The sequence below is a fragment of the Bradyrhizobium sp. F1.4.3 genome (assembly GCF_040548375.1).
Classification (GTDB): domain Bacteria; phylum Pseudomonadota; class Alphaproteobacteria; order Rhizobiales; family Xanthobacteraceae; genus Bradyrhizobium.
The window spans coordinates 41435-56890 of the sequence record NZ_JBEPRN010000024.1 but is presented as its reverse complement, the minus strand read 5'-3'; the positions used below and the strand labels follow the sequence as shown (position 1 = coordinate 56890).

At 62.6% G+C, this 15456-nt stretch carries 22 protein-coding genes; 21 read left to right on the top strand and 1 reads right to left on the bottom strand.

Annotation, left to right across the window (positions count from 1 at the left end; genetic code table 11):
* The first annotated feature begins 54 nt into the window (after positions 1–54).
* Positions 55–2073, top strand: a complete 2019-nt coding sequence (locus ABIB73_RS34970; RefSeq protein WP_354231731.1) for an ABC transporter ATP-binding protein — start codon at positions 55–57, stop codon at positions 2071–2073.
* Here the strand turns inward: ABIB73_RS34970 and ABIB73_RS34965 are convergent.
* Entirely contained in the window at positions 2001–3239 is a 1239-nt protein-coding gene (locus ABIB73_RS34965) for an FAD-dependent oxidoreductase (protein ID WP_354231729.1), read from the bottom strand. The genes ABIB73_RS34970 and ABIB73_RS34965 overlap by 73 nt on opposite strands.
* Positions 3240–3905: 666 nt before the next feature.
* Here ABIB73_RS34965 and rpsL point away from each other — a divergent pair.
* The 20 genes from rpsL to rpsH all read left to right on the top strand — a co-directional run bounded on the left by rpsL (position 3906) and on the right by rpsH (position 15455).
* Complete coding sequence (gene rpsL / locus ABIB73_RS34960) at positions 3906–4277, top strand: 30S ribosomal protein S12 (RefSeq protein ID WP_007603006.1); 372 nt, start codon at positions 3906–3908, stop codon at positions 4275–4277.
* A gap of 15 nt (positions 4278–4292) precedes the next feature.
* Positions 4293–4763 carry a 30S ribosomal protein S7 gene (rpsG, locus tag ABIB73_RS34955; protein ID WP_045008219.1) on the top strand — a complete coding sequence of 157 codons (471 nt, stop codon included), beginning with the start codon at positions 4293–4295 and terminating at the stop codon, positions 4761–4763.
* 30 nt (positions 4764–4793) lie between these two features.
* Positions 4794–6866 carry an elongation factor G gene (fusA, locus tag ABIB73_RS34950; protein ID WP_354231727.1) on the top strand — a complete coding sequence of 691 codons (2073 nt, stop codon included), beginning with the start codon at positions 4794–4796 and terminating at the stop codon, positions 6864–6866.
* A gap of 40 nt (positions 6867–6906) precedes the next feature.
* Positions 6907–8097, top strand: coding sequence for an elongation factor Tu (tuf, locus tag ABIB73_RS34945; RefSeq protein ID WP_129268061.1), 1191 nt, complete (start codon positions 6907–6909; stop codon positions 8095–8097).
* A gap of 85 nt (positions 8098–8182) precedes the next feature.
* Positions 8183–8491 carry a 30S ribosomal protein S10 gene (gene rpsJ, locus ABIB73_RS34940; RefSeq protein WP_002712302.1) on the top strand — a complete coding sequence of 103 codons (309 nt, stop codon included), beginning with the start codon at positions 8183–8185 and terminating at the stop codon, positions 8489–8491.
* A 53-nt stretch (positions 8492–8544) separates the two neighbouring features.
* Positions 8545–9261 (top strand): 50S ribosomal protein L3, encoded by a 717-nt coding sequence (rplC, locus tag ABIB73_RS34935; RefSeq protein ID WP_354231725.1) that lies wholly within the window; start codon positions 8545–8547, stop codon positions 9259–9261.
* Between the two features lies 1 nt (position 9262).
* The gene (gene rplD, locus ABIB73_RS34930) at positions 9263–9883 is read left to right on the top strand and encodes a 50S ribosomal protein L4 (RefSeq protein ID WP_011088150.1); all 621 of its coding nucleotides are present in this window, start codon (positions 9263–9265) and stop codon (positions 9881–9883) included.
* Positions 9880–10182 (top strand): 50S ribosomal protein L23, encoded by a 303-nt coding sequence (locus tag ABIB73_RS34925; protein ID WP_027535292.1) that lies wholly within the window; start codon positions 9880–9882, stop codon positions 10180–10182. Before rplD ends, ABIB73_RS34925 begins: the two co-directional genes overlap by 4 nt.
* A gap of 12 nt (positions 10183–10194) precedes the next feature.
* The gene (rplB, locus tag ABIB73_RS34920) at positions 10195–11028 is read left to right on the top strand and encodes a 50S ribosomal protein L2 (RefSeq protein WP_354231723.1); all 834 of its coding nucleotides are present in this window, start codon (positions 10195–10197) and stop codon (positions 11026–11028) included.
* A 12-nt stretch (positions 11029–11040) separates the two neighbouring features.
* Complete coding sequence (gene rpsS / locus ABIB73_RS34915; protein ID WP_008136357.1) at positions 11041–11319, top strand: 30S ribosomal protein S19; 279 nt, start codon at positions 11041–11043, stop codon at positions 11317–11319.
* A 10-nt stretch (positions 11320–11329) separates the two neighbouring features.
* On the top strand, positions 11330–11716 hold the full coding sequence (gene rplV, locus ABIB73_RS34910; RefSeq protein WP_354231721.1) for a 50S ribosomal protein L22: 387 nt from the start codon (positions 11330–11332) through the stop codon (positions 11714–11716).
* A gap of 18 nt (positions 11717–11734) precedes the next feature.
* Complete coding sequence (rpsC, locus tag ABIB73_RS34905; protein ID WP_027535295.1) at positions 11735–12454, top strand: 30S ribosomal protein S3; 720 nt, start codon at positions 11735–11737, stop codon at positions 12452–12454.
* 32 nt (positions 12455–12486) lie between these two features.
* A complete protein-coding gene (gene rplP / locus ABIB73_RS34900; RefSeq protein WP_354078117.1) occupies positions 12487–12900 on the top strand; it encodes a 50S ribosomal protein L16 in 414 nt (137 codons plus the stop codon).
* Between the two features lie 5 nt (positions 12901–12905).
* Positions 12906–13112, top strand: coding sequence for a 50S ribosomal protein L29 (rpmC, locus tag ABIB73_RS34895; protein WP_247984064.1), 207 nt, complete (start codon positions 12906–12908; stop codon positions 13110–13112).
* A gap of 13 nt (positions 13113–13125) precedes the next feature.
* Positions 13126–13374: a 30S ribosomal protein S17 gene (rpsQ, locus tag ABIB73_RS34890; protein ID WP_071912842.1), complete on the top strand. Its 249-nt coding sequence runs from the start codon at positions 13126–13128 to the stop codon at positions 13372–13374.
* 83 nt (positions 13375–13457) lie between these two features.
* Positions 13458–13826 (top strand): 50S ribosomal protein L14, encoded by a 369-nt coding sequence (gene rplN, locus ABIB73_RS34885; RefSeq protein ID WP_008549246.1) that lies wholly within the window; start codon positions 13458–13460, stop codon positions 13824–13826.
* A complete protein-coding gene (rplX, locus tag ABIB73_RS34880) occupies positions 13826–14140 on the top strand; it encodes a 50S ribosomal protein L24 (RefSeq protein ID WP_018647249.1) in 315 nt (104 codons plus the stop codon). Before rplN ends, rplX begins: the two co-directional genes overlap by 1 nt.
* Positions 14133–14690 carry a 50S ribosomal protein L5 gene (gene rplE / locus ABIB73_RS34875; protein WP_354231718.1) on the top strand — a complete coding sequence of 186 codons (558 nt, stop codon included), beginning with the start codon at positions 14133–14135 and terminating at the stop codon, positions 14688–14690. Before rplX ends, rplE begins: the two co-directional genes overlap by 8 nt.
* 46 nt (positions 14691–14736) lie before the next feature.
* Positions 14737–15042 (top strand): 30S ribosomal protein S14, encoded by a 306-nt coding sequence (rpsN, locus tag ABIB73_RS34870; RefSeq protein ID WP_354231716.1) that lies wholly within the window; start codon positions 14737–14739, stop codon positions 15040–15042.
* Between the two features lie 14 nt (positions 15043–15056).
* Positions 15057–15455: a 30S ribosomal protein S8 gene (gene rpsH / locus ABIB73_RS34865; RefSeq protein WP_027535303.1), complete on the top strand. Its 399-nt coding sequence runs from the start codon at positions 15057–15059 to the stop codon at positions 15453–15455.
* Position 15456 lies beyond the last annotated feature (1 nt).

Genomic DNA, 15456 nt, shown 5'->3' with positions numbered 1-15456 from the left:
CGCTATTTCCCTGCTTCTTTGCGGTCATGCCGGCCGTCAGCATCGGTTGGTTTCATGGCGTCCAGGCCTCTCTCTCCCGACAAACAGAAGCTCGCCGCGCAAGAGGCGGCTGAGCTCGAGGACAAGCTCGTGGCCGGCGAGAAGCCCGAGCTTGAAGACGACGAGGATGAGGAAGACGAGGACGACGAGCTGGACCTCGACGACGACGATGAGGATGAGGACCTCGTCGTCTTTACCGCCCGCGAAGCCGCCGGCGCGCTCGCGACCATCTGGGGTTTCGTCAAACCCTATCTCACCAACTACAAGCGGACATTGTCGTATGTGGCGTTCGGCGTGCTGGTCGAGACGCTGTTCAACGTCATCATGCCGCTCAGCCTGAAGTTCCTGATCGACGACGCGCTCGGCGAGGAGGATTTCCAGGCGCTGTACAAGATCCTCGGCGTGCTCGCGGTCGCCGGCATCTTCACCTCGATCGTCGCGGTCTGGTACGAGCGCTGGGACGCACGGCTCGCCGCCTGCATCATTTCCGACGTCCGCAGGCGGCTGTTCGAGCACGTCCAGGACCTCCCGGCCGCCTATTTCGGCCGCACCAAGCGCGGCGAGATCCTGTCACGTTTCTCCGTCGACCAGGCTGCCTTCGAGGGCTCGGTCAAGACCTTCGCCAACAGCGCGGCGCTGCCGTTCCTGGAGTTGATCGCCGGCATCATCCTGATGTTCTTTTTGAACTGGCAGCTCGCGGTGGTCGCGCTGCTGGTGTTCCCGATCACGCTGATCGGGCCGCGCATGCTCACACCAAAGGCGGTGCAGGCCAATTACGAGCAGAAGCTCAACGAAAGCGCGCTGCTCGGCATGGTGCAGGAGAATGTGGCGGCGCAGGCCGTGATCAAGGCGTTCAGCCTGCAACGCAGGATGTTCGGCTTCTTCGCCTTCCGCAACGACGAGACGCGGAACCGGATTGCCTCAGCCGCATTCCTGTCGACCATGGTAGAGCGGACGGTCACCATCTCGGTGCTGCTGCTGCACCTCGTCGTGCTCGCGATCGGCGCGTATCTGGCAACCAAAGGCCAGATCACCATTGGCACCTTCGTCACGTTCGAGAGCGCGTTCTGGGAGGTGTCCTACAACATTGCCCATGTGATGCACTTCATTCCGGTGTCGATCTCCTCGGCCGCCGCGATCCGCCACATGCAGGAGCTGCTCGACGAGCCAACGCGCGGCGCCGATCGCCCGGGCGCGCCGGATCTGCCGCGCATCACCCACGACATCACCTTCGACCATGTGACGTTTCAGTACGAGGGCAGCCAGACGCCGGTGCTGGACAATCTCAGCCTCAAGCTCAATGTCGGCAAGCGCATCGCCATCGTCGGCCCCTCCGGCTCCGGCAAGAGCACGCTGCTCAATCTGATTCTGCGGCTCTACGTGCCGGACGAGGGGCGGGTCACCATCGATGGCGTCGACGTCCGCAAGGTAACGCTGGATTCGCTGCGCCGAAGCATGGCGGTCGTGTTCCAGGAGAACATGCTGTTCAACATGTCGATCCGCGAGAACATCCGGCTGGGCAAGGAGGGGGCGACTGACGAGGAGGTGGAGGAGGCGGCCAAGAAGGCCGAGATCCATCGCTACATCATGAGCTTGCCGCAGCGATACGACACGCCGGTCGGCGAGCGCGGCGATACCTTGTCGGGCGGCCAGCGTCAGCGCATCGCGATCGCACGCGCGGTCATCCGCAATCCGTCCGTGCTGCTGCTGGATGAAGCCACTTCGGCGCTCGACCAGACCACGGAGGCCGCGATCAACCGTACGTTGCTGAAGGTCGCCAAGGGCCGCACCATGATCTGGTCGACCCACCGCCTGAGCTCGGTGGTCGAGATGGACGAGATCATCGTGATTTCAGGGGGCAGGGCGATCGAGCGCGGCTCGCATGCCGAGCTGCTCGCCAGGAACGGCACCTATCGCAAGCTGTGGAACGACCAGACCCATCAGCCCCACGGCGCTGCGGCTCAAGCTGACGACGACAGCGATGATGACGAGGACGATCTCGACGAGGATGATGAGGACGACGAGGAGGAGTGACCGAGGAAGTTCGGCTCCAGATGAAACGCTCCGCCAAGTCGCCGCATTAATCCCTGGGCCGACCAGGCGAAGAAACGCGCCCAGCGCTGAGTCGTCCAGTAGGGGCCCGTCGCTACCGAAACCGAGCGGAAGTCGAATGCTTTCGCCGCAGACCATTCATCGCAGGCCAGCTTGACCGCATCACCGTAGAAGGTGGCGATCTTGTCCGCATCCATCCCGTCGGAAGCCAGCCATTGTGGGATGTAGACGTTGCAGAGCCGCTCGACGTCGGTGAAGACCTTGTCGCAGCCGGTGCCGGCAACCGGGCAGGAGGTCGAGAAGGCATCGCCGACCAGCACCAGACCGGGCTGATGGCTGGCGTCATTCACATAGAGATCGACCGGGCGGATCTTCATCTCGCCAGCGATGTCGAAGGGACCGGTGATGCGTTTCAGACGCGGCAGGGCGGCATCCAACGTCGCTGCCGGCGCGGCGCGCAGCTCACGCAGCCAGGGATCGTCGAAGCCACGGTAGACGAACAGGTTCGCGCGCATCCGCGTGCCGATCGGGAACATCGTGATGTAGGGGATGCGGTCGCTCGGCCGCTCCGAGAAATAGGTCAGCGCCGGAAAATCGAATGAGGTCCGCCCCGCCGGCACGATGTCGAACCCGATCGAGATCGAATGGCAGGCGCTGATGATCTTTCGCGCGATGCCGAGCTGGTGGCGGAGGCCGACGTTCAGGCCGTTGGCGAGCACGATCAGGCGAGCCGAGATCGTTTCGTTGTTGGCGAGCGTGATTCTCTGCCGCTCCGGACTCGTCTCGACCGACACCGCCTTGGCCCAGATGCGCTCGACGCTCTCGGGGATTTCGTCGCGGATCGCGTTGACCAGACAATCGTAGAGAATGTTGAACTGCCGGCTCGGCGCCTTGTCGAGCAGGTGACCGAATCGCGCGATCCAGTTCTCGCCGGCAAAAGTCGCGCGGCTCAGCACCGATTCTGCGATTCCGGTCCGCGAGAATCGCTCGACCTGGGTGTGCCCGCTGAGCTTTTCGACGCGAAAATCGGCCGGATAGGTCTCGTGCGGATCGATCAGCACGGTCGAAATGCCGGCGCTGCCGAGCATTGCGGCGGAGGTCGAGCCGGCGAGTCCCCCGCCGATAATGGCAATGTCGGTGTACCGCATGGCGTCTGTCTCCGCCCGAAGGTGGCAGATTGACGCATCAAGAGGAAAAAAAGCCTTAGCATTGGTTATAAAAGTATATTTCTCCCGGGTATAAATTGGTTGGGACTGGCGGAACCGGCACTTCGTTCCCATATCGGGAAGGTGCGGCGAGGGCGCCAAACAGACGATTTCTACAGGTGCGAGAAGCGCTTTCTGACTGTCGTTTCGCCTTGACTTGAGCGACTCTCACTTATAGAAAGCGCCTCACTTACGACAGGCGGTGAGCATCGCCAGCGTCGGAACGGGCCACCCGTTTGATCCCTCGGGGTCGCAGGACGGGCACCAACCTCGACGAATGCCGCTCAAACGCTGTCGATCATAGCTAGGCAATGCCAGGCGATTTTAGTTCTCTTGAGCGTGTTCTCTTGAGATCGAACTCGGATGCATGACCTCGGTGCGTGGGCCTCAGCGTTTCGCTGATTGGCTCAAGACTGCGGTCCTCTGTGGCGTCGAAGCGCTTTCCGCTCAGTGATGAGCGGTTGGCGCGATTTCGCTTTGTGCGGATTGTTCCGCGCAGTGCGGCCCCGTCGGGTGGGTGGCTCGAAGAGAATTTGCGGACCCGGCGACGGGCCGCGGCAAGATGGCGGACCCGCAAGGGGCCGCGGCAGAAAAAGGGTGAAGGCCAGGATGCCGACGATCAACCAGCTGATCGCACAACCGCGGGAAGTGCAGAAGTCGCGCAAGAAGGTGCCAGCGTTGCAGCAGTCGCCGCAGAAGCGCGGCGTTTGCACGCGCGTCTACACCACGACTCCGAAGAAGCCGAACTCGGCGCTTCGTAAGGTCGCCAAGGTGCGCCTGACCAACGGCTTCGAGGTGATCGGCTACATCCCCGGCGAGGGCCATAACCTCCAGGAGCATTCGGTGGTCATGATCCGCGGCGGCCGCGTCAAGGATTTGCCCGGCGTGCGCTACCACATCCTCCGCGGCGTTCTGGATACCCAGGGCGTCAAGAACCGTAAGCAGCGCCGTTCGAAGTACGGCGCCAAGCGTCCGAAGTAAGCGGGAACCAGGTCCATGTCTCGTCGTCACTCAGCGGAAAAGCGCGAAGTTCTGCCGGATCCCAAGTTCGGGAACATCATCATCACGAAGTTCATGAACTCGGTGATGTATGCCGGCAAGAAGTCGGTTGCCGAAGGCATCGTCTACGGTGCGCTTGGCCTCATCGAATCCAAGACCAAGCAGAACCCGCTCGGCGTGTTCGAGCAGGCACTCGAGAACGTCATGCCGACGATCGAAGTGCGCTCCCGCCGCGTCGGTGGCGCGACCTATCAGGTTCCGGTTGAGGTTCGCTCGGTGCGCCGGCAGGCGCTGGGCATTCGCTGGCTGATTTCGGCTGCGCGCGAGCGCAACGAGAAGACGATGACCGAGAGGCTCTCCGCGGAACTCCTGGACGCATCGAATAGCCGGGGTAACGCCGTCAAGAAGCGCGAAGACGTGCACCGGATGGCGGAAGCCAACCGCGCCTTCTCGCACTATCGCTGGTAACGGCGACACACGGAATCTAAGGAACACTCCATGCCCCGCGTTCATGCCATAGAGAATTACCGCAACTTCGGTATCATGGCGCATATCGATGCCGGCAAGACCACGACCACCGAGCGCATCCTCTATTACACCGGCAAGAGCCACAAGATCGGCGAAGTGCACGAAGGTGCCGCGACGATGGACTGGATGGAGCAGGAGCAGGAGCGCGGCATTACGATTACGTCGGCCGCGACCACCGCGTTCTGGGAAGGCAAGCGTCTCAACATCATCGACACTCCCGGCCACGTCGACTTCACCATCGAGGTCGAGCGCAGCTTGCGCGTGCTCGACGGCGCCGTGTGCGTGCTCGACTCCAACCAGGGCGTCGAGCCCCAGACCGAGACCGTCTGGCGCCAGGGCGACAAGTACAAGGTTCCGCGCATCGTCTTCGCCAACAAGATGGATAAGACCGGCGCCGACTTCTACAAGTGCATGCAGGATATTATCGATCGCCTCGGCGCAAAGCCGATCGCGATCCAGCTTCCGATCGGCTCCGAGAACAACTTCAAGGGTCTGGTCGATCTCGTCCGTATGAAGGGCGTGGTCTGGGAAGAAGAGAAGCTCGACGCCAAGTTCGTCGACATCGATATTCCCGAGGACATGGTCGAGAAGGCCAAGGAATATCGCGAGAAACTGTTGGAAGCCGCCGTCGAACTCGACGACGAAGTTCTTGCCGCTTACCTCGACGGCAAGGAGCCCGATGAGGCGACGTTGAAGCGCTTGATCCGCAAGGCCGTGCTGACTGGCGCGTTCTTCCCGGTATTGTGCGGCTCGGCGTTCAAGAACAAGGGTGTGCAGCCTTTGCTCGACGCGGTCGTGGATTATCTGCCTTCGCCGGTCGACGTGCCCGCCATCAAGGGTGTCGATGAAGACGGCAACGAGATCGTTCGTTTGCCGGACGACAAGGAGCCGCTGGCTCTGTTGGCGTTCAAGATCATGGACGATCCGTTCGTCGGCACCATCACCTTCTGCCGTATCTATTCCGGCACGCTGCTGTCGGGTACCGGCGTCATCAATTCGACGCGCGACCGCAAGGAGCGCATCGGCCGCATGTTGCTGATGCATGCGAACAACCGCGAAGACATCAAGGAAGCCTATGCCGGCGACATCGTTGCGCTGGCAGGCCTGAAGGAAGCGCGCACCGGTGACACGCTGTGCGATCCCGACAAGGCGGTGATCCTCGAAAAGATGGAATTCCCCGAGCCGGTCATCGAGATCGCGATCGAGCCGAAGTCCAAGGCCGACCAGGAAAAGCTGGGCGTGGCGCTGGCGAAGCTCGCTGCGGAGGATCCGTCCTTCCGCGTGTCGACCGACCAGGAGTCCGGCCAGACCATCCTCAAGGGCATGGGCGAACTCCATCTCGACATCAAGGTCGACATCCTCCGCCGCACCTACAAGGTCGATGCCAACATCGGCGCGCCGCAGGTGGCGTTCCGTGAGCGCGTCACCAAGAAGGCCGAAGTCAAGTACACGCACAAGAAGCAGACCGGTGGTACCGGTCAGTTCGCCGAAGTGTCAATCGTCGTCGAGCCGAACGAGCCCGGCAAGGGCTACGAGTTCGAATCGAAGATCGTCGGCGGCGCGGTGCCGAAGGAATACATCCCCGGCGTCGAAAAGGGCCTCAACAGCGTGATGAGCTCCGGCGTGGTCGCGGGCTTCCCGGTGGTCGACGTCAAGGTGCAGCTCGTTGACGGCAAGTATCACGACGTCGACTCGTCGGCGCTCGCCTTCGAAATCGCTTCGCGTGCTGCATTCCGCGAGGCCTTGCAGAAGGGCAAGTCCGTCCTGCTCGAGCCGATCATGAAGGTCGAAGTGGTGACCCCGGAAGACTACACCGGCTCGGTCATCGGAGACCTGAATTCCCGGCGCGGTCAGATCCAGGGTCAAGACATGCGCGGCAACGCCAACGTCATCAACGCGATGGTGCCGCTCATGAACATGTTTGGGTACGTGAATAATCTGCGCTCGATGAGCCAGGGTCGCGCGACCTTCACCATGCAGTTCGACCACTACGCAGAAGCGCCGGCGAACGTGTCGGCAGAAGTCCAGAAGAAGTTTGCCTGATTATCGTCGGTCTCAAGCTGACGATTGAACGGAGAGTCAAATGGCCAAAGCAAAGTTTGAACGTAACAAACCGCACTGCAACATCGGCACCATCGGTCACGTCGACCATGGCAAGACGTCGTTGACGGCTGCGATCACCAAGATCCTCGCCGAGACCGGCGGTGCGACGTTCACGGCGTACGACCAGATCGACAAGGCGCCGGAAGAGAAGGCGCGCGGCATCACCATCTCGACCGCGCATGTCGAGTATGAGACCAAGAACCGCCACTACGCCCACGTCGACTGCCCCGGCCACGCCGACTACGTGAAGAACATGATCACCGGCGCTGCCCAGATGGACGGCGCGATCCTGGTCGTGTCGGCTGCTGACGGCCCGATGCCGCAGACCCGCGAGCACATCCTGCTCGCCCGCCAGGTCGGCGTGCCCGCGCTCGTCGTGTTCCTCAACAAGTGCGACATGGTCGACGATCCGGAGCTGCTCGAGCTCGTCGAGCTCGAAGTCCGCGAACTGCTCTCGAAGTACGAGTTCCCGGGCGACAAGATCCCGATCATCAAGGGTTCGGCGCTCGCCGCCCTCGAAGATTCCGACAAGAAGCTCGGCCACGACGCCATCCTCGAGCTGATGAAGAACGTCGACGAATACATCCCGCAGCCGGAGCGTCCGATCGACCAGCCGTTCCTGATGCCGGTTGAAGACGTGTTCTCGATCTCGGGCCGCGGCACCGTCGTGACCGGCCGTGTCGAGCGCGGCATCGTCAAGGTCGGCGAGGAAATCGAGATCGTCGGTCTGCGTGCGACCCAGAAGACCACGGTCACCGGCGTCGAAATGTTCCGCAAGCTGCTCGATCAGGGCCAGGCCGGCGACAACATCGGTGCGCTGCTCCGCGGTACCAAGCGCGAGGACGTCGAGCGTGGCCAGGTGCTGGCGAAGCCGGGTTCGGTCAAGCCGCACACCAAGTTCAAGGCTGAGGCCTACATCCTCACCAAGGAAGAGGGCGGTCGCCACACACCGTTCTTCACCAACTACCGTCCGCAGTTCTACTTCCGCACCACCGACGTGACCGGCGTCGTGCACCTGCCGGAAGGCACCGAGATGGTGATGCCGGGCGACAACATCGCGATGGAAGTGCACCTGATCGTGCCGATCGCGATGGAAGAGAAGCTCCGCTTCGCGATCCGCGAAGGCGGCCGTACCGTCGGCGCCGGCGTCGTCGCCTCGATCATCGAGTAATCACGCGAATAGGGAATGGCGAGTGGCGAGTGGATGAAATCCATTCGCTATTCGCTACTCGCCACTCACTAAGAAAGACACGGCAATGAACGGCCAAAATATTCGTATCCGTCTCAAGGCGTTCGACCATCGTATCCTCGATACGTCGACCCGCGAGATCGTGAACACGGCGAAGCGCACCGGCGCGCAGGTCCGCGGACCCATTCCGCTGCCCACCCGCATCGAGAAGTTCACCGTCAACCGTTCGCCCCACGTCGACAAGAAGAGCCGCGAACAGTTCGAGATGCGCACTCACAAGCGCCTGCTCGACATCGTCGATCCGACCCCGCAGACCGTCGATGCTTTGATGAAGCTCGACCTGGCGGCCGGTGTCGACGTCGAGATCAAGCTCTAAGATTTTTGGATCACGTTCGCCACTTGCGGACAGAAAGAACAGGAAGCACGCCGATGCGCTCCGGAGTGATCGCACAAAAGGTCGGGATGACGCGGGTCTTTACAGAGGCCGGCGAACATATCCCCGTGACCGTGCTGAAGCTCGGCAATTGCCAGGTCGTAGGCCACCGCACTGAAGAGAAGAACGGTTACGTCGCGCTCCAGCTTGGTTCTGGCAGCCGCAAGACCGTGTACATGCCCAAGGCGGAGCGCGGCCAGTTCGCGGTCGCCAAGGTCGAGCCGAAGCGGCAGGTCGAGGAATTCCGCGTCTCCGCGGATCAGATGATCCCCGTCGGCGCCGAGATCCTCGCCGACCACTTCGTGGTCGGCCAGTTCGTCGACGTCACCGGCACATCGGTCGGTAAGGGCTTTGCCGGCGGCATGAAGCGCTGGAACTTCGGCGGTCTGCGCGCCACTCACGGCGTGTCGGTCTCGCACCGCTCGATCGGTTCGACCGGTGGTCGTCAGGACCCCGGCAAGACCTGGAAGAACAAGAAGATGCCCGGCCACATGGGTGTCGACCGCATCACCACGCTCAACCTTCGCGTCGTCCAGACCGATGTCGAGCGCGGTCTGATCCTCGTCGAAGGCGCCGTTCCCGGCTCCAAGGGCGGCTGGATCCGCGTGCGCGACGCCGTCAAGAAGCCGCTGCCGAAGGAAGCTCCGAAGCCCGGCAAGTTCAAGGTTGCGGGTGGCGAAGCCGAGGCTGCGGCCCAGCAGGAGGGTGCGTGAGATGGAATTGAAAGTCACCACCCTCGAAGGTAAGGAAGCCGGTTCGGTCCAGCTTTCCGACGCCATTTTCGGCCTCGAGCCGCGCCAGGACATCATTGCGCGTTGCGTGCAGTGGCAGCTGAACAAGCGTCAGGCCGGTACCCACAAGGCCAAGGGCCGCGCCGAGATCTGGCGCACCGGCAAGAAGATGTACAAGCAGAAGGGCACCGGCGGTGCTCGTCACGGCTCGGCCCGCGTGCCGCAGTTCCGCGGCGGCGGTCGTGCCTTCGGTCCGGTGGTGCGTTCGCACGCCACCGACCTGCCGAAGAAGGTCCGCGCGCTTGCTCTCAAGCATGCGCTGTCGGCCAAGGCCAAGGACGGCGATCTGCTCGTGATCGACAAGGCCGCGCTGGAAGCCGCCAAGACCAAGGCGCTGCTCGGTCACTTCTCGGGCCTGGGGCTCACCAACGCGCTGATCATCGACGGCGCCGAGCTCAACAACGGCTTCGCCGCCGCAGCCCGCAACATCCCGAACATGGATGTGCTGCCGATCCAGGGCATCAACGTCTATGACATCCTGCGCCGTCAGAAGCTTGTTCTGACCAAGGCCGCCATCGATGCGCTGGAGGCGCGCTTCAAATGACGAAGAACATCGAGGCTCGCCATTACGACGTGATCGTCGCTCCGGTCGTGACCGAAAAGGCGACGCTGGCGTCCGAGCACAACAAGGTCCTGTTCAAGGTGGCCGCGAAGGCGACCAAGCCGCAGATCAAGGAAGCGATCGAGAAGCTGTTCGACGTCAAGGTCAAGAGCGTCAACACGCTGGTCCGCAAGGGCAAGACCAAGGTCTTCCGCGGCAATCTCGGCTCGCAGTCGAACACCAAGCGCGCGATCGTGACCCTCGAAGAGGGCCATCGGATCGACGTCACCACCGGTCTGTAAGGTCGTACGACGATGGCACTGAAGACATTCAATCCCACGACGCCGGGCCAGCGCCAGCTGGTCATGGTCGATCGTTCGGCGCTCTACAAGGGCAAGCCGGTCAAGGCGCTCACCGAGGGCAAGCACTCCTCGGGCGGCCGCAACAACACCGGCCGCATCACCGTGCGCTTCCGCGGCGGCGGTCACAAGAAGACGCTGCGTACCGTCGACTTCAAGCGTGAGAAGATCGACGTTCCCGCGACCGTTGAGCGGCTGGAATACGATCCGAACCGCACCGGCTTCATCGCGCTGATCAAGTACGAGGACGGCGAGCAGGCCTACATCCTGGCGCCGCAGCGCCTGGCCGTGGGTGACACCATCATCGCCGGCAACTATGTCGACGTGAAGCCGGGCAACGTCATGCCGCTCGGCAACATGCCGGTCGGCACGATCATCCACAACATCGAGACCAAGATCGGGAAGGGCGGCCAGCTCGCCCGTTCGGCCGGCACCTATGCCCAGCTCGTCGGTCGCGACCATGACTACGTGATCATCCGCCTGAACTCGGGCGAGCAGCGCCTGGTGCACGGCCGTTGCCGCGGCACGATCGGTGCGGTGTCGAACCCGGACCACATGAACACTTCGATCGGCAAGGCCGGTCGCACGCGTTGGATGGGCCGTCGCCCGCACAACCGCGGCGTCTCGATGAACCCGATCGACCATCCGCACGGCGGTGGTGAAGGTCGTACCTCGGGCGGTCGCCACCCGGTGACCCCGTGGGGCAAGCCGACCAAGGGCAAGAAGACCCGCAGCAACAAGTCGACCAACAAATTCATTCTCCTAAGCCGCCACAAGCGGAAGAAGTAAGGAACGCCGGACATGGTTCGTTCAGTCTGGAAAGGCCCGTTCGTCGAAGGCTCTCTGCTCAAGAAGGCAGATGCCGCGCGCGCGTCCGGCCGTCACGACGTCATCAAGATCTGGAGCCGTCGCTCGACGATCCTGCCGCAGTTCGTCGGTCTGACCTTCGGTGTCTACAACGGTCAGAAGCACGTGCCGGTGGCGGTCAACGAGGAAATGGTCGGTCACAAGTTCGGCGAGTTCTCGCCGACCCGGACCTTCCATGGCCACTCCGGTGACAAGAAAGCCAAGAAGGCTTGAGGATTAAACGATGAGCAAACCTAAGCGCGAACGGAGCCTCGCCGAGAATGAGGCCAAGGCGGTCGCCCGGATGCTGCGGGTGAGCCCGCAGAAGCTCAACCTGGTCGCCCAGCTCATTCGCGGCCGGAAGGCGTCTGCGGCACTTGCCGACCTGCAGTTCTCGCGCAAGCGGATCGCGGTCGACGTCAAGAAGTGCCTGGAATCGGCGATCGCCAACGCCGAGAACAACCACGACCTGGACGTCGACGATCTCGTCGTGACCCAGGCTTTCGTCGGCAACGGCCTCGTGATGAAGCGCTTCGCAGCGCGCGGTCGCGGTCGTTCGGGCCGCGTCTACAAACCATTTTCGCAACTGACGATCATTGTTCGTCAGGTCGAAGCCGAAGCAGCGGCTTAAGGGACGCAGGAGAACACGATGGGTCAAAAGATCAATCCGATCGGTCTGCGTCTCGGCATCAACCGGACCTGGGATTCCCGCTGGTTCGCCGGTAAGCAGGAATACGGCAAGCTGCTGCACGAGGACGTCAAGATCCGCGAGATCCTGCACAAGGAGCTCAAGCAGGCGGCCGTCGCCCGCATCGTGATCGAGCGTCCGCACAAGAAGTGCCGCGTCACCATCCACTCGGCCCGTCCGGGCGTGGTGATCGGCAAGAAGGGCGCCGACATCGACAAGCTGCGCAAGAAGGTCGCGGACATCACCTCGTCCGACGTCGTCATCAACATCGTCGAGATCCGCAAGCCGGAGCTCGATGCGACGCTGGTAGCCGAATCGATCGCGCAGCAGCTCGAGCGCCGCGTCGCGTTCCGCCGTGCCATGAAGCGCGCCGTGCAGTCGGCGATGCGTCTCGGCGCGGAAGGCATCCGCATCAACTGCTCGGGTCGTCTGGGCGGTGCGGAAATCGCGCGCATGGAGTGGTATCGCGAAGGCCGTGTGCCGCTGCACACGCTGCGCGCGGACATCGACTACGGCGTTGCGACCGCGTTCACGACCTTCGGCACCTGCGGCGTCAAGGTCTGGATCTTCAAGGGCGAGATCCTCGAGCACGATCCGATGGCCCAGGACAAGAGAATGGCCGAAGGCGAGACCGGCGGCGGTGGCGATCGCGGCGGCCGTCAGCGCCGTGACGCGGCCTGACGCCAGCACAGAGAATTTGAGGGCTTGAAGCCATGATGCAACCTAAGAAAACGAAGTTCCGGAAGGCGCATAAGGGCCGCATCCACGGCGTTGCGTCTTCGGGCGCGACGTTGGCGTTCGGCCAGTTCGGCCTGAAGGCGACCGAACCTGAGCGCGTCACCGCGCGCCAGATCGAAGCCGCCCGCCGCGCGCTGACCCGCCACATGAAGCGTGCCGGTCGGGTCTGGATCCGCGTGTTCCCCGACGTTCCGGTGTCGAAGAAGCCGGCCGAAGTCCGCATGGGCTCCGGCAAGGGTGCGCCGGAGCTGTGGGTGGCGCGGGTCAAGCCGGGCCGGGTGCTGTTCGAGATCGACGGTGTCACGGTGCAGACCGCGAAGGAAGCGCTGACGCTTGCCGCCGCCAAGCTGCCGATCAAGACGCGCTTCGTCGAGCGCATTGCGGAGTAATGGCCATGGCCCAGATGAAAATCGAAGACATCCGCGCGTTGAGCCCCGACCAGCAGGATGACGCCGTCCTGAACCTGAAGAAGGAGCGCTTTAACCTGCGCTTCCAGCGTGCCACCGGGCAGCTCGAGAACACCTCGCGCCTGCGCGAGGCCCGCCGTGACATCGCCCGGATCAAGACCATCGCCGCGCAGCAGCGCGCGAAGAAGAAGTAAGAGGCTTACGAAGATGCCAAAACGTACTTTGCAGGGCGTGGTCGTCAGCGACAAGACAGCCAAGACGGTCGTTGTGCGCGTCGATCGCCGCTTCACGCACCCGATCTACAAGAAGACGATCCGCCGTTCCAAGAATTACCACGCGCACGACGAGGACAACCAGTTCAAGCCGGGCGACATGGTGTGGATCGAGGAATCGAAGCCGATTTCGAAGTTGAAGCGCTGGATCGTGATCCGGGGCGAACACAAGAAAAGCGCCTGATCTGTTGGCCTTGGCCGACTGACTTCAGGGAAATGTTGAGCGCCGGCTAGGCTGGCGCAAAGAGAAGAGGACGAGGTGCATCAATGATTCAGATGCAGACCAACCTCGACGTGGCCGATAATTCTGGCGCACGCCGTGTCATGTGTATCAAGGTGCTCGGGGGCTCCAAGCGCCGCTACGCCACGATCGGCGACATCATCGTCGTCTCGATCAAGGAAGCGATTCCGCGTGGCAAGGTGAAGAAGGGCGACGTGATGAAGGCCGTCGTGGTGCGTGTCCGCAAGGACATCCGCCGCGCCGACGGTTCGGTCATCCGCTTCGACCGCAACGCTGCCGTCCTGATCAACAACCAGGCCGAGCCGGTCGGCACCCGTATCTTCGGGCCCGTGCCGCGCGAGCTGCGCGCCAAGAACCACATGAAGATCATCTCGCTCGCGCCGGAGGTGTTGTGATGGCTGCGAAGATCCGCAAAGGCGACAAGGTCGTCGTGCTGACCGGCCGCGACAAGGGCCGCACCGGCGAAGTTTTCGAAGTGCGCCCCGACGCCGGCACGGCGCTCGTGCGCGGCGTCAACATGGTCAAGCGTCACCAGAAGCAGACGCAGGCCCAGGAGGGCGGCATCATCTCGAAAGAGGCGCCGATCCAACTGTCCAACATCGCGTATGTCGGCAAGGACGGGAAGCCGACCCGCGTCGGATTCAAGATTCTGGCGGACGGCAAGAAGGTTCGCATCGCCAAGAGCTCGGGAGCTGAGATCGATGGCTGAGACCGCTTACACCCCGCGCTTGCGCGCGGAATACGACGCGAAGATCCGCACGGCGATGACCGAGAAGTTCGGTTACGAGAACGTCATGCAGGTTCCGCGCCTGGACAAGGTCGTGCTGAACATGGGCGTTGGCGATTCCGTCAACGACCGCAAGAAGGCCGAGAACGCCGCCGCCGAGCTGACCCAGATCGCCGGCCAGAAGGCGATCGTGACCTATTCGCGTATCGCGATCGCGACCTTCAAGCTGCGTGAGAATCAGCCGATCGGCTGCAAGGTCACGCTGCGCAAGGCCCGCATGTACGAGTTCATCGATCGCCTGGTGACGGTCGCGCTGCCGCGCGTCCGCGACTTCCGCGGCCTGAACCCGAAGAGCTTCGACGGTCGCGGCAACTACTCGCTCGGCATCAAGGAGCACATCATTTTCCCCGAGATCGACTTCGACAAGGTTACGGAAGCCCGCGGTATGGACATCACTGTCTGCACCACGGCCAAGACCGACGAAGAGGCGAGGGCCTTGTTGACCGCTTTCAATTTCCCGTTCCGGCAGTGAGACGCTGACCTAAAGCCTCTCAAACGCGGATACCCAGGAGCCAAGCATGGCAAAGAAGAGTTCAATCGAGAAGAATAACCGGCGCAAGCGGATGACGAAGAACGCCGCTCCGAAGCGCGCGCGGTTGAAAGCGATCATCGCCGACAAGACGCTGCCGATGGAAGAGCGGTTCGCCGCGACCCTGAAGCTTGCGGAAATGCCGCGCAATTCGTCGGCGACCCGCATCCGTCTGCGTTGCGAGCTGTCGGGCCGTCCGCGCTCGAACTACCGCAAGAACAAGTTGTCCCGTATCGCGCTGCGCGAACTTGGCTCCAAGGGCATGGTCCCGGGCCTCGTGAAGTCGAGCTGGTAAGGAGGGTCGTTTAGATGTCTACGCACGATCCAATCAGCGATCTGATCACCCGTATCCGCAACGCGCAGATGCGCGCCAAGTCCAAGGTCTCCACGCCTGGCTCCAAGATGCGCGAGAACGTCCTCGAAGTGCTGAAGAGCGAGGGCTACATCCGCGGTTACGCCACGCTCGAGCATTCCTCGGGCCGCAGCGAGATCGAGATCGAGCTGAAGTATTTCGACGGCGAGCCCGTCATCCGCGAGATCGAACGTGTCTCCAAGCCCGGGCGTCGCGTTTACGCCTCGGTGAAGAACCTGCCGCGGGTCAATAACGGACTCGGTATTTCGGTGTTGTCGACGCCGAAGGGGATCATGGCCGACCACAGTGCGCGTGAAGCGAACGTGGGCGGTGAAGTCCTCTTCACGGTGTTCTGAG